This window comes from Metabacillus niabensis (assembly GCF_902829255.1).
Lineage (GTDB): Bacteria > Bacillota > Bacilli > Bacillales > Bacillaceae > Metabacillus > Metabacillus niabensis.
On sequence record NZ_CADEPK010000070.1, the window covers coordinates 1 to 18,307 of the forward strand.

Genomic DNA, 18,307 nt, shown 5'->3' on the forward strand with positions numbered 1-18,307 from the left:
CACCCTTTAGTAGAACAAAGTGACAATAAACTCATTGAAATGTACCCTTTGTTTAATTCAATCTATAAATTAATTGAACAACGCCAGAAGAAAACTTTTTGGTTTCAACTATTTGTAGATTTATTCTCTTGTTTATATCTATAAATAAAGGTTTTCCTTCTCCCAAAATAATTGGATGAACAGATAATCTAAATTCATCAATAAGTCCCAAATTGATAAAAGTTGTAATAAGACTTGATCCACCATATAGCCAGATGTCCCTACCGGGCTTTTTCTTTAATTTATTAACTTCTTCAACAATGTTATCATTTATTAATATCGTTCGATTATCAGTTTCCTTTTGTGTTCTGGAAAACACATACTTCTCTTTGCTATGAACCAATCTCCACATTTCTTTATCGGTATCCGAGTCATCATTTTTTGGAATATATTGCCCCCATATATCGTAGCTTTTTCTACCATATAGTATAGTATCAATTTGATTCAAAAATTTATTGAAATCCATATCAGGGTCCATAATGCACCAATCAACTTCTCCATTCGGCCCTTCAATAAATCCATCTAAAGTAACTGCTAAATCTAAAATCACTCTTCTTGCTCTCTCGTTAATGGTCATATTTTTATCTCCTTTTATCTTATAGAATTTCCCCTATTGCTAAAATCATAAGGTATAAACTATACTATACGTAAAACATGACAAGTAATGACATGATTAAATGAAAAAGGTGAAAAAAATGTCAAAAGCCAAGCGTCTATTAGATATTCTTATGTTTGTTACGAGTAAGAAAAAGTTTACTGCACAAGAAATAGCTGATGAATTTCATATATCCATTCGTACTGTACACAGATACATATTAGATTTATCTGATATGGGGTTGCCAATTTACTCAGAACAAGGTCGTAATGGTGGATATACAGTATTAACGAGTAGATTTCTTCCTCCAATTTTATTTACTGAAGAAGAAGCTGTTTCTATTTTCTATGCTTTTCAATCTCTAAATTACTATCGCAACTTGCCATTTGATACTGAAATTTCCTCGGTCGAACATAAATTATATAGTTCACTCCAGAGTGAAGCTAAAATAAAAATAGATAAAATTCGGTCTTATATTGCTTTTTGGAACCCCAAAAGAACGATTGATACCCCCCTTTTAAACGATGTTTTAAAGTATTCTATTGAGAATAGAAATTTACACATTCAATATGAATCTAAATCAGGTATAAGGAAAAAACACATCCGTCCTATCGGTGTATATGCCCATGATGGATTATGGTATTTGCCTGCTTACGATTATCATAAGAAAAAAATATTACTGTATCGTGTAGATCGTATTCTTTCCATTTTATCAACTGAAGAAAACGAAGATGAATTCATGAATTTAAAAGAATGGTTCAACTTTATTGAAGTAAAAAACCCAATTCGACTGCATGTGAATTTAACTATGGAAGGTATCCGTCAATGTAAAAGTGTTCCTTATTTTGAGGGTTTTGTAGTCACACAAGAAGATGGAACTGGATATATAGATACAATCATAGATAGAGGTGAACTTAATTTTATAACATCACTATTTTTAAGACTTGGAAGTCACGCACGAATTTTGGAACCAAAGGAATTAATCGTTGGATTACGTAAACAAGCGGAAGAAATTTTAACTATGTATCAAGATGATAATTAAAATATTTATTTTTTTACTAATCCACTATTAAAAATCAGGAGCAACTGTTTTAATGTTCGCCTTATTTAACTTTTCTGCCCCTTTAGTTCAATAAGAAATGCGATACCTCTTTATTGAAGTATCGCACCCTATAGTATCTCACCCTATAGTTTAAATTCTTCACAATCAACACCATTAAATTGATAAAATGAATTATGCAAATCAAAAAATTTTTATTTAGGTATACAAAACAATACAAATTTCTAATGGGATAATTATTTGTTCCAATATGCTTTTGCTTCCTCCTCAAGAACTTTTAATCTTTTATAATAATCAGGAAACTCGTTAAGATGAGCCAGTGCAATTTTTCCCGTAATTAGAGGGTCATCCCCAGTAACATTAGTTTGGCTGGAGTGTTTCCCGTGTTCAAGTTCAGTATTTACTCCCATCCAAAACTCATCTAAATCAAACTTACTTTTAGTAAAGTCAATGCCTAAAAGTAAAGCTATCGCTGCTGCTTCCTCTTTAGAAAAGCTAGTTTTAACGATGTTTAAAGTATTAGTTTGAATCCTATTTGGATACTTTGTTGAATGAGAATAGTGCAAATCACAACCAGAACGGTGTTTTGCAGTCAAAGAATCTGCTTTAGTTACATGAACCTTGCCAAATGGATGTTGTGGAGGTGCGTATATAGAATAAATTTTCAACGGGATATTACCTGTATTGGTTACATTGTGCCATGTTCCAGCAGGTATCATAATGGCGGAATCGTCATAAACATTTTGGACAAAGTTTAAATTATCTTTTCTCTTGCCCATTTGAACAATCCCTTGACCTTGTTCAATCCGTAAAAATTGGTCAACATTAGGATGAATTTCTAAACCGATATCTTCCCCAACTTTAAGACTCATCAATGTAACTTGCAAATGATTTCCTGTCCATAATGCAGTCCGATAGTTAATGTTTTGTTTTGTAGCTTCATTAATATTGATTACAAATGGTTTCTTTCCATAATCTTTTAGTCCAATATTTCTTCTTTTGTTATTTATTGGCTCATTAATATAATATGGATTTGTATATTGATATTGGTGGTAATACAAAAAAGGAGCATCGTGCATTTTTCTCAACACCTTCAAAAATTTCTTAAAATATCCTATGCAATATGCTAAGAAATGTACTAATGCTCTGGGTTATCCCATTAAAGGAATTGATAAGCTGTTAACATTTGCTCAATCTAATTGAACAATTCAAAATAAGTAAATTCCCCACTTAAACTAACCTGCCTCTTTAGTTCAATCAAAACCACCAGTAAGAACTGGTGGTTTGCTCTGCGGCTAAAAGCCTCTCTTTCCGGCCTCGGCCTTAAAGGCCCACTGAATGGGTTTCCCTTTTGCACCACATTTACTCACTAATTCTAAAGAATTTTCTTATTTCTTCCTATTTTTTTCTCCTGTAAATGGATCAAACTCTTCGAACAATGTTAATTGATCAGCTCAGTAGTCTTCTACTAGCTGATTTCTAATATATTCTTGTATTTGCTTTTTATTTCGGCCTACTGTATCAACATAGAAACCTCTGCACCAAAATTTCCGATTTCCATATCGATACTTTAAATTCGCATGTCTATCAAAAATCATAAGACTACTCTTTCCTTTTAAGTAACCCATGAATTGAGACACACTCAATTTAGGTGGGATGCTTACCAACATATGTATGTGGTCGGGACAAGCGTTGGCTTCATGAATTACTACACCTTTTCTTTCACATAAATCTCGGATAATTTGTCCAATACTCTTTTTATATTTTCCATAAATAATCTGTCTTCTATACTTTGGTGCACACACAATGTGATACTTACAATTCCACGTTGTATGTGCTAAACTATTCATGTCCTTCAAAGGGCATACCTCCTTCTATGGCGAGATAAAGTGGTCGGGAAACCAACTTTATCCTACCATGTGAAGTGAGGTTTTTTAATACCTAATACCACGCTTGAAGCTCTTTAGAACCCCCAGCATAGCAGGGGGTTTTCGAAACCACAAACAAAATAAAAAACCACTCAAAGTGGTTTTTTTAATCGCGCATTGCTCCGGCCTCTCGGGAAGTCATCGCCCCTTGTCCTTCGCTAACATCCTTTTGAATTTCTTGTTTTACTTTTTGCATATCAGTTCCAGCAAACTCTGGTTTCATAATTGAATCCAAATTTTGCTTAGCCTTTTGATCCTGTTCCATACGATTCCTCCTCAATTTCATGTTTAACAATCTTATTATTTGCAATAAACCATTCGATAACCCTGAATTTAAAAATTAACCCCAACAATGATTTGATTGCACATGCAATATAAATTGAGGATGAAAAAGAAAAACTGTTCAGTTGTCTGAACAGTGAAAGGTAAACTTGATGTGTTCGTAAATTTAGTTAAATTCCTGTTTTAACGCCAAAACCAACTAAAATTAATCCTGTTGATTTTTGGAATACCTTCTGGAATTTAGAGTTATTTAACCATCTTTTTGCGTAATCAATTACATAAACAAGGGTGAGAAACCACGCTACTGCGAGTAAAGTTAGGATTGCTGCTAACATTATTAATTGCTGATCGACATTTCTGTTCAAATCAATAAATTGAGGCATGATCGTTATATAAACCAAAACGGTTTTTGGATTAAGAACATTACTAAGTAACGCTTGCATAAAGGATTCTTTATGATGGCGATTTGAAGAATGAGAAGGTGCATTTGCTTGTGCCTGAATTTCCTCTAATGTAAACATGCTTTTGGCAAAGAAGCTTTTTATCCCTAAATAAATTAAATATGCAGCACCCAAATATTTAATTGTGCTGAAAAGGATGACAGACTTTGCAATAACAACAGATAATCCGAGAATCGCAATAAGCGTCCAAAAGGAAAGGCCTGTTGCCATTCCGAGAACCGTATATCGTCCGGCTTTTCGTCCATAGCTTAGCGTATTTTTCACAAGGAGCATCGTATCTGCACCTGGAATCACGACCATCATTGCAGCAATTGAAATGTATGTAAGTAAGCTATCCATGTTGCTTCTCCCTTTCATTTCTAATTAGTGACTACCTTAGTAACTACTTAATGAGTATATCAGAAGCCTTTGGAAATAATCAACAGATTTGATAAAATATTAGTTACTAAGGTAGCAACTAAATGTTGGAGGGACTATGAAAGAAAATATTTTCGACATATTAAAGAATTTAAATTTTACGGAATATGAAGCAAAAGCGTATCTTACCTTATTAGAAGAAGCGCCATTAACTGGATATGCAGTAGCAAAAAATTCTGGTGTACCACGTTCAAAAATTTATGAGGTTTTGGATAGTCTCGCCATGCGTGGGGATATTCTTGTTAGTCCTGGAAATACACCACAATACACCCCAGTTCCCGCTAAGGAGCTCATTAAAAATCGCCGAATAAAGGCAGAAAAGAATTTTGAACTAGCAGAAAAATCATTAGCGGAATTTGAGAGCTCTGCAAATGACCGTGAAAACATTTGGAATATCATGGGACGGAATGAGATCCTCGATAAAGTTAAGGCATGTATATCAAAAGCAACAAAAAGAATTCTTTTAGAGGTTTGGAAAGAAGAATTTGAAGAATTGGAGTCTGAGCTAAGACAAGCAGCAAAAAGAGGCGTCAATGTAACAGTTATTGCTTATGGAGAAATTGTCTCTGATTTTGCGAATGTTTACCTTCATTATATGGGCGATGAAATTACAGAAGAGTATGGCGGACGTTGGATTGTGATTAGCGGCGATGATTCAGAGGTAGTAGCAGGCATCGTCTCGCTAGGCGAGGATAGCCGTGCCGCATGGACGATGCACGTAGGGTTAGTTATGCCAATTACAGAAGTGATGATTCATGATTTATATCTCATGGAAATCATGGAGAAGCATAGAGAGCTCCTTGAGGAAAGCTTTGGAAAGAATCTCGTTCATTTACGACGCAAATTTTCAATCTATCCTGATTTTAAAAAGCATTATGTGAAATAAGGATTTACGATTTTGAGTGGATTGATTGGATTAAGATTTAGTATTGATAGATAGTTCAGCATATTTTTATCTCTGATGTAGAGACTTTTTTTGCTGCAAGGATTGTTAACAGTTGAGGGTGACTCAAAAGGGGGTCTGACCCCTCCAACAACACCGATATATAGTAGACTAACCTCATCATTAGTTTATATTGTGTTTGAGGGGTCAGACCCTTTGGTTTTGAGCCAGCCTCTTTAAAAACTGTTTAACATTCTATCTGAACTATTGCTGATTATTCTTTTCAATAGCTCGAATGTACACATTTGTTACTAAAATAGTTATTGTTGCAGAAAGGAAAAATAGTTGTAAAATGGTTCTCGGAATTAAAGCATCAAAAGGTTCAATTGCCGAACCTTCAAGAGCTAAATAAATATTAGCTGGAAACATGACGATAAGCAGTGCTGTTAATCCAGCAGATGCCCATGGAACGGTTGGCTTCCATAGCAGTCCTATAGCACCAGCTATTTCTAGTAAACCAGTAATTGTTACGAGTAAGTCAGGATTCGGCAAGGAAGGGGGAACCATGTTAATTAGTTCAGCACGCATATAGACAAAGTGAACAACACCAGTTAATAGAAACATAGCTGCAACCCCACCACGAAGGGCAACTGTCCATGGCTGTAAACGTTTGACCCCAAATCTCCCTGCAATGAGTATCCCAAGTGTTACGATAATCAATGTAATGAATGGTTCCATAAAATTCCCTCCGATTTTGAAAAAATAAAATGTATATGGACCTAAACTCTACATCCAAAAGATATGAAGTAGAGTTTGCGGTTGTTTTTCATCATAATTTGGACTGACGATTTGCTTAATTACAAACGATTTATTAAACGGTGAATGCACTATAGAACAAAATATGAATGAATTCTATTCTGTTTCTTTAGCTCACTTAATCTACGGATCTGATAGTCTATTTTTATTAAGTTCTAATAAGTAAATGTAAGGGCGAGATCAAAAAGTAGATAACCGACTATCGTAGGTTATTTTCCTTTGTTATTCATATTAGAAATGTATCGCAACTATACAATAAATTTCACATTAATTGTTTAAAAAGCAGGAGTATGTTTGAAGGATTTTCCATTTTGGACAACCAGACGTTTGGTGTTTTAATGCTTTGAAGGCATAAACCAATTCTCTTGCTTCACGATTGGAAGCGGGTTAACGTAGGAACACATACTTATAAACTATTAATTGGAGAGATATAATCATAGGTTAAGCTGAAGGGACTATATAGTACAAAGGATGCTTCAAATTATGCGCATTTACTGATTGACAAAAAATCTCAAGTCGATTATTTTAGAATTGAATGATTGATTCAATCAACCTATTTTAAAGATGACTTTATCATAATCGAAGGGAAGGGATTATATGAATCAAGAGAATTTTACGGCTTCAAAGGGAAATTTGGATCGAGCGGTTATTATCGGAGGTGGGATTGCCGGATTATTGGCTGCTAAAATGCTTGCAGAGTTTTACAAAGAAGTTGTGATCGTAGACAAGGATGATTTTCCTGAACAGGCAAAAAACCGTTTGGGAGTACCGCAAAGTTTTCAGCCCCATCGTCTTACACCAAGGGGCAGGATGATTATGGAGCGTCTATTTCCCGGATTAAACGATGAATTACTAGCATCGGGGGCTCCTTCATCATTAAATAAAATCGCTCATTTTTCCTATTCCTTTGGAAGCATCTCTATGCCTATCCCGGAAAAGGATACTACGTTTAGCAGAGCGTTATTGGAGTGGGTGATACGTAAACGTGTTAAGGAAATGAAGAACGTAAAATTTCTTACCAAACATGAAGTAATTGGATTAAAGACAAATTTCCAGAACACATCAGTTACTGGGGTTTTAATACGAGACTTTAGAGAATCTCGACAACAGAAGATGATAACAGCTAATCTTATATTGGATGCCAGCGGAAGTTCCTCAAAACTAGTGACATGGCTAGAAGAACTTGGTTATACTACACATATCCCTGACAAATTGAAAGCCTCACTTGGATATAGCACTCGTCACTATCACGTCCATGAGCAAATCACAGAAAAATGGGATGTGATTCGGGTCGATGGCAATCCAACAAACAAGGAATTCACAGGTGTATTCTCTATAGTTGAGAATAATACAGCAGAAATGTTGCTTTGGGGAGTTGGTGGACAATTTCCTCCTACCAATCCTGAGGAATTTGAAAAAAGTATTCCACAGCTTTCTGATCCGCTTATAGCGGGTATCATAGAAGGTCTTGAACCAATTACTTCTCCAAGAGGATATAGGATAAGTGAATTGTACCGGCATCATTTTGAACAGATGAAGGATTGGCCATCCGGACTGCTCGTTATAGGAGATGCACTCTGTAATTTCGATCCTATCTACGGATTAGGAATGACGATGGCTGCAATCGAAGTGGAGCAGCTGGAACTTTATTTAAAAGAGCAGCTAAGAAACCCTCAGCCCCATTTCGAACAGCGCGTGCTTCAAGGACTACAAGATGTTCTGGAGCCTGCTTGGTGGCTGATGTGCGTATATGACTTGCAATGGTCAGGAGTGGAATATCACGGACAGCCTTTGGAAGGTATTGACTTTGCACAGGAATACTTGGATTTGCTACTAAAACAGACGGTATCTAGCAACGATGTGGAAAGCTTTTTATTATACTGGGGTGTAAATTCATTACTATTCTCACCACATATTCTATTTAATGATCATTTGGCAAGCTCCGTCCTTGCAGCTTCATCTAAGATGGATTACGAAAAAATCTCAGCATTATTACAAGAGAAAAGTCTATCACTAAAAGAGCAGTTGAAACAAATTCCTTCTTTCTCTAAAGCATCATTTATTCCGTTTCCACCGGAGCAATAAGACAATTAGGAAAGGAGCAAAACATCTTGTCACCAATGAATGAGGAACAGTTGCAACATATTCGTGATGAACGGAAAGAACAAATTATACAATCAGCGATTAAAATCTTTTCCAGACGCGGTATTACTGGAACTAAACTAAGTATGATTGCGATTGAAGCTGGTATTAGTCAAGGTCTTCTGTATCACTATTTTAAATCCAAAGATGAGCTTTTTCTCCACCTTGTGGAGCGGGCAATTCAGGAATCAAAGGATGGATTGAAAAGCGTCTATTCATTATCTGGAACACCTCTAGAAAAATTGAGGGAAATTACCCAGCTATTTCATGAAGGTCAGCAGTATTTCATGCTTATTCATCAAGCTCGTACTGCGGAAGGCGTCCCTGAGAAGGCCAAGCAGCTAATAGCAGAGTATTCAATGGAATCTTATATTGTAGATACGTGGGAGCCATTATTTGTAGAAGGGCAAAAATTAGGTGAGTTTGCCCTAGGTGACCCTAGACAACTGATTTCTGCGTATTTTACAGTTTTAACAGCACTTATGACATTAAATATTCACATCGACGAGGCGTACCAAATGCCGGAAGTTGATTTAATATTGCGAATTGTGACGGGGCGCCCTTAAATCCAACTTGTCACATAACTACGGCTATGTCAGATATTAAGGACATGGAAAAGCCATAAAATTGTTCAGCTGCCAAATTAGGCGGCTTTTTTCTTATTCAAAAATCCTACTAATAATTCCACATTCTATATTTGATTATCCAAAAAACACCAATCGCTTGTTATGATAGATAGATGATAGGAAATCGTAAGCTATCTGCTAAAAGTGAGATATGTATATTAAAATAAAATTTTAAGATAATAGGAGGAAAGTGAATGGGGAAAGCTGTTACATCTTCTTTTAGTACTAAATACGTAAATGAAACGTTCAATCTAAAAGATATAGAATTTGACGAGAATATGGGCGAAGAAGTTTTGCAAAAGGCAGTAGAAGAATTTTTCCATGATTGGGTTTGGAGGAATGTCTCTTTTTCTTACATCATAGAGGAGAAGTAATCCGTTGGCTATAAAACAATCTTATATCGTGATTGGAGAGGTAGGCAAAATGGCTGCAAAAGAACGTTTAGTGATGATAAAAGCATTAAAAAAGATTGTCGTTCCCTATTTAAGAGAGCAAGGCTTTAAAGGTTCATTTCCACACTATAGAAGACAAAATGAAGAGAATATGGACTTAATTACGTTTCAATTTAATCGTTATGGTGGATCCTTTGTTGTAATATTAGCGATTTGCCCAATTGAAGGGCTAACAATGAGTTGGGGAGAAGAAATACCAGCAAACAAGGTGACTGCACATGATGTAAGTGTAAATTATCGTTATAGACTCACAGAGAATATAAAGGAATCCAATGAGACCTGGTTTAACTATGAGAACGCAAAGGATGAAGAGGATTTTGAACAGGTTGCGTCCAAAGTTATGAGCTTATTACATGTGTCTGACCGTAATTGGATTAAAAACCTTTTTATATAAAGTAAAGAACAATTCTTTTCCAAAAAATTATAATGATTGTAAAAAAAGTAAAAATAAATGATATGATATACATAAGCTATCATATGGAGGTGTTAGTATGATTTGGTTATATATCTTTATCCCTGTCGTTATTATCGGTGGTATTGCTATTTTTCTTGAACGAAAATCTGGAATGACTCCAGCCGATCAAAATGTTCAAGATGAAAAGCTAGGAGAAGTTATCTCGCAAAATGGCATCAACTCTAATGGAACACATGGAACAGATTTTTTATAACTAAAACTCCGTACGTTAGGTTTAGAACTAACAGTAATTGATTAGAAGCTAAGGAAACCATTTTTCGTTTCCTTAGCTTTTTTTATTGACAATACAAGTTATATAGTGTTATGGTTATACACATAAGTATATAACTGTATAACGAACATGGATTATTGTGAGCTGTTAAAGCTGTAAATGAAGATGAAAAGTGGTGATAACATTGAGCAGGTTATTTGATCAAGATAAACCAATTTATTTACAAATCCGCGAAAAAATTGAAGATCAAATTGTAAACCAACAACTAAAGGAGGGGGAACAAGCTCCTTCAACTAATCAGTTAGTTAGCTTTTATAAGATTAACCATGCCACCGTATCAAAGGGAGTCAATCAATTAGTGGAGGAAGGTATTTTATTCAAGAAGCGAGGGATTGGGATGTTTGTTGCAGAAGGCGCAAGAGAGAAGCTGATACAAAAAAGGAAAGATGCTTTTTCAGATAATTATGTCGTTGGTCTCGTTCAAGAAGCTGAGAAGCTTGGAATCAGTACTCAGGAATTATTTGATTTAATAAAAAAGTGCAAGGGGAGTGAATAGAATGTCAATGTCATTAGAGGTAAAAAATCTATCCTTACAATTTGGGAACAGCTATGCGCTTAAAGATATGAGCTTTCAGTTAAATGAAAATAAAATATATGGATTAATCGGAAGAAATGGGGCCGGAAAAACATCGTTGCTCTCTTTGTTTGCTTCATTCCGGGAACCAACAAGCGGAACAGTTAAAATTGCTGGGGAAAATCCATTTGAAAATGCGCGAATTATGCAACAAGTGAATTTTATCTTTAATAAAGATTATAAAGATGAATCCGATAGTTTGAAAAATTATTTGGAAAGTATTAGCCGCTATCGACCAAATTTTGATATGGATTATGCCAATCATCTTGTTGAAAAATTCAAATTACAAATGAATAAGCCAATAAAAGAATTTTCAAAAGGAATGCAATCTGCTGTTAATGTCACGATAGGTTTAGCAAGTCGTACACCGATTACTATTTTTGATGAAGCATACAATGGAATGGACGCTCCGACTCGAGAGATGTTTTATCAGCAATTGTTAGAAGATCAATTAGAGCATCCACGAATGATGATTCTCTCTACACATCTTGTATCAGAAATGGAGCATTTGTTTGATGAGGTGTTGTTCTTAAATAAAGGAGAGCTTATTCTTCACGAGGAATATGAAACACTTGTCACGAAAGGAACCTCAATTACGGGAGCAGCTGAAACTGTTGATGCATTTGTTCAAGCAAAGAAACAATTGAATACAAAGCAATTAGGTAATACAAAGTCCGTTATGATTTATGGTGAAATCAGTGAGGCTGAGCGTAAAGCTGCTCAAGCTAATGGACTGGAGTTGGGGCCTATTTCACTTCAAGATCTATTTATTCATTTAACAGAAGGGGAGGAATAAGATGAGTCAGCCGCGAATCTACCCAAAAGTAGCAACTGATATGTTTTTTACTCAGTGGGTATGGGCATTTAACTTTTTGAGTGTTGTGTTTATCATTCAGATTGTAAGAACGGTATATGCGCTTTTTAATGGTTCTGAGCAAAGCTCTTATTTTGACGTTGCATTTGTTGGGGCGAATATCTTTATGCTTGTCATAGGGATTATTTCAGCCATTGCATTTTTGCCTCACTTTGTTAGCAATGGTGTAACGCGAAAAGACTATTTCAAAGGGACGCTTATTGGAACAATCGGAGTAGCACTAGCAATTCCAGTCGTTAGTGCGATTGTCTCAAGCTTACTGGAGATAATCTTAAAGCTTATGAATCTACTACCGAGTATCGCGCCTTATAGCGGGAATAACGGTGCTGATGAAGACAATTTAGTTGCTGAACTAGTTATTTCTGTCATATTTACCCCTTATGTAGACCTTGGATCGAATTGGTTAGTATCAATCCTTATCTTTGCGTTAAATATTTTCACTTACTATGTTGCAGGATGGTTAATTGGTGCTGCCTTTAGCAGATTGGGGCTTTTAGGGATTGTTTCAATTTTATTAGCGTTTATTCTGGTTTATGTAGAGGACTTGCTATTATCGATTAGTTTAGGGCTCCCTGTCCCAAGCTTTGTGGAAACACTTGACGTTCCAGTCATTCTTTCGATTATCGGCGTTTTGGTGGCACTTGGTATTGTTTGTTGGATTATTCGACTACTAACAAAAAGGATGATTGTGAAATATTGAAGAGAAGTTAAATAGAGAATATTTTAGAAAGCTAGTTTGAGAAGGAAGGAGCGTTACTGCGAAAGTGGTGACGCCTTTTTTATTTAACTTTAGTGAAATACCAAACTTTGGTGTACAATGATGGAAAATAATGCAATAAATTAATAGGAGTGAGTAGGCGTTGAACTATCGTAAGGCAAATATGGATGACATTGAAAAATTAGTTGAGTTAAGGAAAAAGCAACTTGCTGCTGAAGGAATAGAAGCAAGTATAAATATTGATATGGAGCTGTCTCTTTTCTTTAAAAATAAACTAAGTGATGGTACGTTAATTCAATGGTTAGCGGAAGACAATGATGAAATAATTGCCTGCGGTGCAGTCATATTTTATGAATTCCCACCGAGTTATACGAATAAGTCTGGGAAAAAGGCTTATATATCAAATATGTACACAAATGAGAATTATCGCGGGCAAGGAATCGCAACAAAAATCTTATCTAAATTAGTTGATGAAGCTAAGATTACAGGTGTTTCAAAAATATGGCTTGAAGCTTCAACGATGGGCAGGCCAGTGTATAAGAAGTTTGGTTTTGTAGAAACGGATGAATTTTTAGAATTAACGATTGTAGAGGGGTAACCCATAAATTTAAATTGCTTTACTCCAATTAAGAGTAGAGCTTTTTTTGTTGTTTCACTATTGGAAATGGTTATTAGAAGCAGGAATTAAAAGATCTGTAGAGAAGCATGTATTTTAAGGAGAGGTTTTCATTGAATAACGATTTTTATTGTGATGAAATATTAAGCGGGAAAACGAACGTAAAAAAAGTGAAGGAAACGGAAAATGTACTTGCCTATTATCATACACGCCCATTTTATGAAGTGCATATCGTTGCAATACCTAAAAAGCATATTTCATCTTTTGTTGATGTAAACCCGGAAGATAGTTTCGTAATGAATGAGTTAATGAACGTTATAAGGGAGGTTGCAGCCCAAATAACAAATGAATATGGGGCATGTAAAATCATTACTAACCTAGGCTCCTACCAAGATACAAAACATTTACATTGGCATATTGTCTATGGTGAGCGGATTAGAAAATAAGTAATTTGTTCAAATACCTCAATATCAAATAAACAAAAAAGTCTTTAGTGACTCTATAAAAGTAATGGAGTGAATAAACACAATGATATTTGAACCTATAACAGAAAACTCAATACAAATAGCTTTAGAAATAGTGAATTCAAATCCAGACTATAATGTTTTAGAAAACGGTAAACCTTTAAGGTCCTTATCAGAAGTAAGTAATGATCTTCTAAATTCAGTTAGTGAAAGTTTCCTAGTAGTTGAAGATAATCGGTACATTGGAATTGTAGACTTTTTAGAAAATAATCCGAAAGACAACAAACCGTGGCTAGGCTTGCTTATGATTAATGGGTCGTATCATTCATTAGGATATGGGAAAAGGGTTTATGCAGCATTTGAGGAGAAATTAAAACAACGACAGTTTAAAAACGTTCGGATCGGAGTCTTACAAGAAAATTTAATTGCTTTAACATTTTGGAAGTCATTAGGGTTTAAATTTTATGGTACTAGTAATTGGCGAGAGAAGGTTGTTGATTGCTTTGAGAAACAATTAATGTAAATAAATTGGAGGGAAAATGATGTCCGATAACGGTAACCAAAGAAGAGTCATTTTGGATTTAGCAATAACATTGGATGGTTTTATTGAAGGGGAAAATGGCGAAGTTGATTGGTGTATAATGGACGATGAGATGGGGTTTATTCATTTCTTAAATCAAATTGATACGATTCTTTATGGGAGAAAAAGCTATGATTTATGGGGACAATATACACCGGGAATTGAAGCTACAGCTGCTGAAAAAGAAATGTGGGAAATCGTTCATCGTAAACAAAAATATGTTTTTTCGAGAACGCAAAAAGGGACTGACAATAAAGCAATTTTTGTAAACGATCATATTCTTGAAGCAGTAACTAAATTAAAAAATAGCCCAGGTAAAGACATCTGGCTATATGGCGGTTCAAGCCTTATTACTACGTTTATCAATTTAGGACTTGTTGATGAATTTAGATTATCTGTTCACCCAGTTGTTTTAGGCAAAGGAAAACCATTATTTGTCGATGTAAAACAGAAGCTTGATTTACATTTGGTTAAAACAAGAACGTTTTCCTCTGGTGTTGTCCAGCTTATCTATCATTTGAATGATTAAGAGATATACTACTATTTCAATGCTTTGCATCATGATAGGGGCAAAGCATTTTTATTTTCCTGTCGAAGCAGGAGGTGAGCTTCACGATCTACTTTTTTAGCGAATCAAGCTTTTCAGAAATAGATTTAAGAATAGCATTCCTTTCCTGCTGTAATTTTAAAAATCGTAATAGATACCAGATAACAAACACAATAACGGCAATGTTAAAAAGTATTACTATCAATGGCGCAATCGTAAAAAGATCAATCCACATAAAAAAACCTTTTCGTTTTGGATAATTATACCATATGTTTTGGGGTGAGGTTCTGAAAATTTTTTGTTAATCTGCAGAGCTAGCGGATCAATTGTTTGGAAGAGATTGATTGGATATGTGCTACAACAATAGAAATTGTGCAAATAATAAAGTCTGAATCTAAAAATATAGTAAAATATAGATAATTCAACTTAGGGAGGAACAAATGGATAAGAATAGAGCTCTAATAATAGTCGATGTACAAAAAGCTTTTGATGACAAGAAATGGGGAGAGCGAAATAACCCAAATGCGGAAGAAAACATTAGGAGGATTCTGCAATTATGGAGAGAAAAAGGATGGACAGTCATACACATTCAGCACACTTCCGATAATCCGCATTCTTTATTCTATCCGAAGAATAAGGGGTTTGCTATAAAAGAAATAGTTCAACCAATTGATGAAGAAGTAATTATAACTAAGAAGGTAAATAGTAGCTTTATTCATACAAATTTAGAAGAGTTTTTAAAAGAAAATGACATTACAACAGTTGTCATAACTGGTTTAACCACACCTCATTGTGTATCAACAACTACTAGAATGAGTGGTAATTTAGGATTTGATACATACTTGATTTCAGATGCAACAGCAGCCTTCGGTTTAAAGGATCAAAATGAGACATATTATGATCCAAATACAATTCATAATATATCTTTAGCTACATTGCACGATGAATTTGCAACAGTACTTACAACAGATCAGCTAATAAACAATTTTATCAAATAAACGAATTGAGTTAACATGTGCTCTAACTAAGAAGCATTGCTTTTTAAATCAACTATTAGAGCTGAATGGTTAAATACAAGTATGTTGTTGAAGAATTTAAAGGAGGAATTTCAATTGGACAATAGATACCCAATCGGAAAATTTGAATTTCATGACGAAATAACTGTCGATGTTACGAATGCTTGGATAAATGATATTGAAATGTTGCCTAGATTATTACGAGAAGCTGTAAAGGATTTGAGCGAGGATCAGCTTGATACACCTTATCGAACAGAAGGATGGACAGTCCGCCAAGTGGTGCATCACCTTGCGGATAGCCATATAAATGCCTATGTCCGATTTAAATTGGCTCTTAGCGAAGAAACACCTGTTATCAAGCCATATGATGAAGTGAAATGGGCGGAATTTCCTGATAATAAGCTACCAATTACGATTTCCTTAAACTTGCTCGAAGCATTACACATTCGTTGGACTAAACTACTACGTAGCCTAAGCTCTGAAGATTTAAAAAAGACATTTATTCATCCAGATTCAGGAGAAGTTACTGTAGGTAAGAATATTGGCATCTATTCTTGGCACGGTCGACATCATTTGGCACATATTACTTCTTTATGTAATCGTAAGGGATGGTGATTTACTCGTTAAAATTACAGCTGCCAATGAGATTTTTTATCTTAAACAACATAGAAACAAAAGGGGAAAACATTGACACGTATTAAAAATATTGGACATTATTGTCAGACGGATGAAAATGGATATATAGTAAGTAATTCAAGTATAAAAAAGATTAAACCTCATTTTTTCGAGGTAATAGACGAAGTTATAGAATATTATCGGACAAATTTAGGAAGAGGCCTACATAGCATATATATCAGAGGTTCAATTCCTCGTGGTTTAGGGATAGATGGTGTTTCAGACTTAGATACAATAGCTATTACAAATAAAAATCCTAATGAAATAGATTTAAAGTGGGTAGACAAGGCTGGACATGATTTGAATGAAAAATTCACCTGTGTAAATGGCGTGGAATTCAGTTTCTATCCTATTGAAGATATTTTAGAAACGACTAATTTTTCTATTATTTCATTTATGATAAAGACCCATAGTGTGTGTGTGTATGGGGAGGATTTAAAGGGTTCTTTACCTCATTATAAAGCTGATAAAACAGTTGGTAACGAGCACCTTGTCAATCTAAAGAATCAAGTTCGGCAAGCAAAGGAAGAGATTGATGGGAATGAGGATATAGAAGATATTTTAGATTGTTGTAGCTGGATTATGAAAGTTATCATTAGAGCAGGGCTTTCGCTTGTAATCGAAGAAGAAAATCTATATACAAGAGATTTGTATCCTGCGTATAGAATATTTTCAAAATATTACCCAGAGAAGGAATCTAAAATGAAGCAAGCACTTAAATATGCCATTAACCCAGTTAAAAATGCAAATGAAATTATTGATTTTTTAGATGAAATGGGAAGTTGGATGATAAGTGAATCTGAAGGGTGGCTACAGGTTCATAATCCTAAAAAGGTTAGGAACTTAGGATTATAAGATAATCCAGATTAGGAAAATAATTTGAGGATTAACGCGTAAAACATTGGATTAAATATTCTTTTTGTATTAATTGTAATTCCTGTATTATTTATTGAATTTAAGATGAATAGAAAATCAGGCTAGGGAACAATAGATAAACTGAAACATAAGTAAAACAAGACGGTAAACTACCGTCCCTTTTTAGTTAATACAAATAAAGGTAAGTCGTTCACCTCTTTATTCTGCAGCATTCGCTCGTTCCATAATTTCCTGGACTATTGTACTTTTTGCATCTACATAGTGCTGTACATGTTTCCATTCGCGCTGTGCCAGGTTACGCTTGGTGTTTGCATAATTGTCTCGATCAGATTCGTTAGTCCTCAGCCAATTACGAAAGCGCAGCATTGTATCGACCTCTGAGACATCTTTACTAAATACATGTAAATTGATATCTGTATCTGGCCCTTTGAAAAGTCGGTGCTCAAACCATTCTGGCTCCCGAATACGTAGGGTGTATCCAGCTTCCTCTAAATCAGGAACATAGCTCGCCTCATCTCCAGAATCCGTCACGATAAGCAGCATGTCAATGATTGGCTTGGCACATAGTCCCGGTACCGAGGTTGAACCGACGTGTTCCACCTGCAATGCTTTCTTTCCAAGTATAGAGCGAATACGCTTAGCCTCTCGTTCGAATAGCACTGGCCAATGTGGGGCGTAATCCTTTAGTGTAATTGGCGCATTGTGAGGTTTCATTTCTCCAACCGTGACCTTTTGAAGCTCTTTGTCACTTCTAGGTTTTACATTTGACTTGTCATTCATCGCCTTCAATACCTCCTTTAATTAGTAACAGTTAAACATATATAGTGACTAATACTCGAACAAAAATTTGTTGAATTATTCACCAATTTCTAATACCATTTTATACAAATTAACGTATCCAATAAATAGGATATGAGAAC

General features: G+C 35.0%; 23 protein-coding genes and 2 pseudogenes. 17 read left to right on the forward strand and 8 right to left on the reverse strand.

Going from position 1 to position 18,307, the window contains the following annotated elements:
- Nucleotides 1–52: 52 nt before the first annotated feature.
- A complete protein-coding gene (locus HU235_RS07520; RefSeq protein ID WP_174879809.1) occupies nt 53–616 on the reverse strand; it encodes a dihydrofolate reductase family protein in 564 nt (187 codons plus the stop codon).
- 118 nt (nt 617–734) lie between these two features.
- Here HU235_RS07520 and HU235_RS07525 point away from each other — a divergent pair, with 118 nt between their 5' ends.
- Nucleotides 735–1,676 (forward strand): helix-turn-helix transcriptional regulator, encoded by a 942-nt coding sequence (locus HU235_RS07525; protein WP_174879810.1) that lies wholly within the window; start codon nt 735–737, stop codon nt 1,674–1,676.
- A 254-nt stretch (nt 1,677–1,930) separates the two neighbouring features.
- Here the strand turns inward: HU235_RS07525 and HU235_RS24995 are convergent, their stop codons facing one another.
- The 5 genes and pseudogenes from HU235_RS24995 to HU235_RS07550 all read right to left on the reverse strand — a co-directional run bounded on the left by HU235_RS24995 (nt 1,931) and on the right by HU235_RS07550 (nt 4,704).
- Nucleotides 1,931–2,260 carry a DUF5661 family protein gene (locus HU235_RS24995; RefSeq protein WP_411828259.1) on the reverse strand — a complete coding sequence of 110 codons (330 nt, stop codon included), beginning with the start codon at nt 2,258–2,260 and terminating at the stop codon, nt 1,931–1,933.
- A pseudogene (locus HU235_RS07535) lies at nt 2,237–2,773 on the reverse strand (cupin domain-containing protein); the annotation flags it as partial. The gene HU235_RS24995 and the pseudogene HU235_RS07535, both read right to left, overlap by 24 nt.
- Nucleotides 2,774–3,082: 309 nt before the next feature.
- A pseudogene (tnpA, locus tag HU235_RS07540) lies at nt 3,083–3,544 on the reverse strand (IS200/IS605 family transposase).
- Between the two features lie 184 nt (nt 3,545–3,728).
- A complete protein-coding gene (locus HU235_RS07545; protein ID WP_174879811.1) occupies nt 3,729–3,887 on the reverse strand; it encodes a hypothetical protein in 159 nt (52 codons plus the stop codon).
- Nucleotides 3,888–4,074: 187 nt separating this feature from the next.
- Nucleotides 4,075–4,704 carry a homoserine/threonine efflux transporter gene (locus HU235_RS07550; RefSeq protein ID WP_095302855.1) on the reverse strand — a complete coding sequence of 210 codons (630 nt, stop codon included), beginning with the start codon at nt 4,702–4,704 and terminating at the stop codon, nt 4,075–4,077.
- Nucleotides 4,705–4,840: 136 nt separating this feature from the next.
- Between HU235_RS07550 and HU235_RS07555 the strand changes: the two genes are divergently transcribed.
- Nucleotides 4,841–5,668, forward strand: coding sequence for a TrmB family transcriptional regulator (locus tag HU235_RS07555; RefSeq protein ID WP_174879812.1), 828 nt, complete (start codon nt 4,841–4,843; stop codon nt 5,666–5,668).
- Between the two features lie 261 nt (nt 5,669–5,929).
- Here HU235_RS07555 and HU235_RS07560 read toward each other — a convergent pair whose 3' ends face one another.
- The gene (locus tag HU235_RS07560) at nt 5,930–6,403 is read right to left on the reverse strand and encodes a DoxX family protein (RefSeq protein WP_095302853.1); all 474 of its coding nucleotides are present in this window, start codon (nt 6,401–6,403) and stop codon (nt 5,930–5,932) included.
- A 675-nt stretch (nt 6,404–7,078) separates the two neighbouring features.
- Between HU235_RS07560 and HU235_RS07565 the strand changes: the two genes are divergently transcribed.
- From HU235_RS07565 to HU235_RS07635, 15 genes are all read left to right on the forward strand, one after another.
- The gene (locus tag HU235_RS07565) at nt 7,079–8,566 is read left to right on the forward strand and encodes an FAD-dependent oxidoreductase (protein WP_174879813.1); all 1,488 of its coding nucleotides are present in this window, start codon (nt 7,079–7,081) and stop codon (nt 8,564–8,566) included.
- Between the two features lie 35 nt (nt 8,567–8,601).
- Entirely contained in the window at nt 8,602–9,189 is a 588-nt protein-coding gene (locus HU235_RS07570; RefSeq protein WP_307190830.1) for a TetR/AcrR family transcriptional regulator, read from the forward strand.
- Nucleotides 9,190–9,443: 254 nt separating this feature from the next.
- Nucleotides 9,444–9,623 carry a hypothetical protein gene (locus tag HU235_RS07575; RefSeq protein WP_174879814.1) on the forward strand — a complete coding sequence of 60 codons (180 nt, stop codon included), beginning with the start codon at nt 9,444–9,446 and terminating at the stop codon, nt 9,621–9,623.
- Nucleotides 9,624–9,627: 4 nt separating this feature from the next.
- Nucleotides 9,628–10,095 (forward strand): DUF4304 domain-containing protein, encoded by a 468-nt coding sequence (locus tag HU235_RS07580; RefSeq protein WP_174879815.1) that lies wholly within the window; start codon nt 9,628–9,630, stop codon nt 10,093–10,095.
- 97 nt (nt 10,096–10,192) lie between these two features.
- The gene (locus HU235_RS07585) at nt 10,193–10,369 is read left to right on the forward strand and encodes a hypothetical protein (protein WP_174879816.1); all 177 of its coding nucleotides are present in this window, start codon (nt 10,193–10,195) and stop codon (nt 10,367–10,369) included.
- Nucleotides 10,370–10,571: 202 nt separating this feature from the next.
- A complete protein-coding gene (locus tag HU235_RS07590; protein ID WP_174879817.1) occupies nt 10,572–10,943 on the forward strand; it encodes a GntR family transcriptional regulator in 372 nt (123 codons plus the stop codon).
- A 1-nt stretch (nt 10,944) separates the two neighbouring features.
- Nucleotides 10,945–11,817 (forward strand): ATP-binding cassette domain-containing protein, encoded by an 873-nt coding sequence (locus HU235_RS07595; protein WP_174879818.1) that lies wholly within the window; start codon nt 10,945–10,947, stop codon nt 11,815–11,817.
- Nucleotide 11,818: 1 nt separating this feature from the next.
- The gene (locus HU235_RS07600; RefSeq protein WP_174879819.1) at nt 11,819–12,595 is read left to right on the forward strand and encodes a hypothetical protein; all 777 of its coding nucleotides are present in this window, start codon (nt 11,819–11,821) and stop codon (nt 12,593–12,595) included.
- A gap of 160 nt (nt 12,596–12,755) precedes the next feature.
- Entirely contained in the window at nt 12,756–13,211 is a 456-nt protein-coding gene (locus HU235_RS07605; RefSeq protein WP_174879820.1) for a GNAT family N-acetyltransferase, read from the forward strand.
- Between the two features lie 131 nt (nt 13,212–13,342).
- Nucleotides 13,343–13,675 carry an HIT family protein gene (locus tag HU235_RS07610; protein ID WP_233452159.1) on the forward strand — a complete coding sequence of 111 codons (333 nt, stop codon included), beginning with the start codon at nt 13,343–13,345 and terminating at the stop codon, nt 13,673–13,675.
- An 82-nt stretch (nt 13,676–13,757) separates the two neighbouring features.
- Nucleotides 13,758–14,216 (forward strand): GNAT family N-acetyltransferase, encoded by a 459-nt coding sequence (locus tag HU235_RS07615; RefSeq protein WP_174879822.1) that lies wholly within the window; start codon nt 13,758–13,760, stop codon nt 14,214–14,216.
- Between the two features lie 19 nt (nt 14,217–14,235).
- Complete coding sequence (locus HU235_RS07620) at nt 14,236–14,802, forward strand: dihydrofolate reductase family protein (RefSeq protein ID WP_174879823.1); 567 nt, start codon at nt 14,236–14,238, stop codon at nt 14,800–14,802.
- 458 nt (nt 14,803–15,260) lie between these two features.
- On the forward strand, nt 15,261–15,818 hold the full coding sequence (locus tag HU235_RS07625) for a cysteine hydrolase family protein (protein ID WP_174879824.1): 558 nt from the start codon (nt 15,261–15,263) through the stop codon (nt 15,816–15,818).
- Between the two features lie 81 nt (nt 15,819–15,899).
- The gene (locus tag HU235_RS07630; RefSeq protein ID WP_174879825.1) at nt 15,900–16,451 is read left to right on the forward strand and encodes a YfiT family bacillithiol transferase; all 552 of its coding nucleotides are present in this window, start codon (nt 15,900–15,902) and stop codon (nt 16,449–16,451) included.
- Nucleotides 16,452–16,523: 72 nt separating this feature from the next.
- Nucleotides 16,524–17,366 carry a nucleotidyltransferase gene (locus HU235_RS07635; RefSeq protein ID WP_174879826.1) on the forward strand — a complete coding sequence of 281 codons (843 nt, stop codon included), beginning with the start codon at nt 16,524–16,526 and terminating at the stop codon, nt 17,364–17,366.
- A gap of 219 nt (nt 17,367–17,585) precedes the next feature.
- Here the strand turns inward: HU235_RS07635 and HU235_RS07640 are convergent, their stop codons facing one another.
- Nucleotides 17,586–18,167, reverse strand: coding sequence for a GrpB family protein (locus HU235_RS07640; protein ID WP_174879827.1), 582 nt, complete (start codon nt 18,165–18,167; stop codon nt 17,586–17,588).
- Nucleotides 18,168–18,307: the final 140 nt, after the last annotated feature.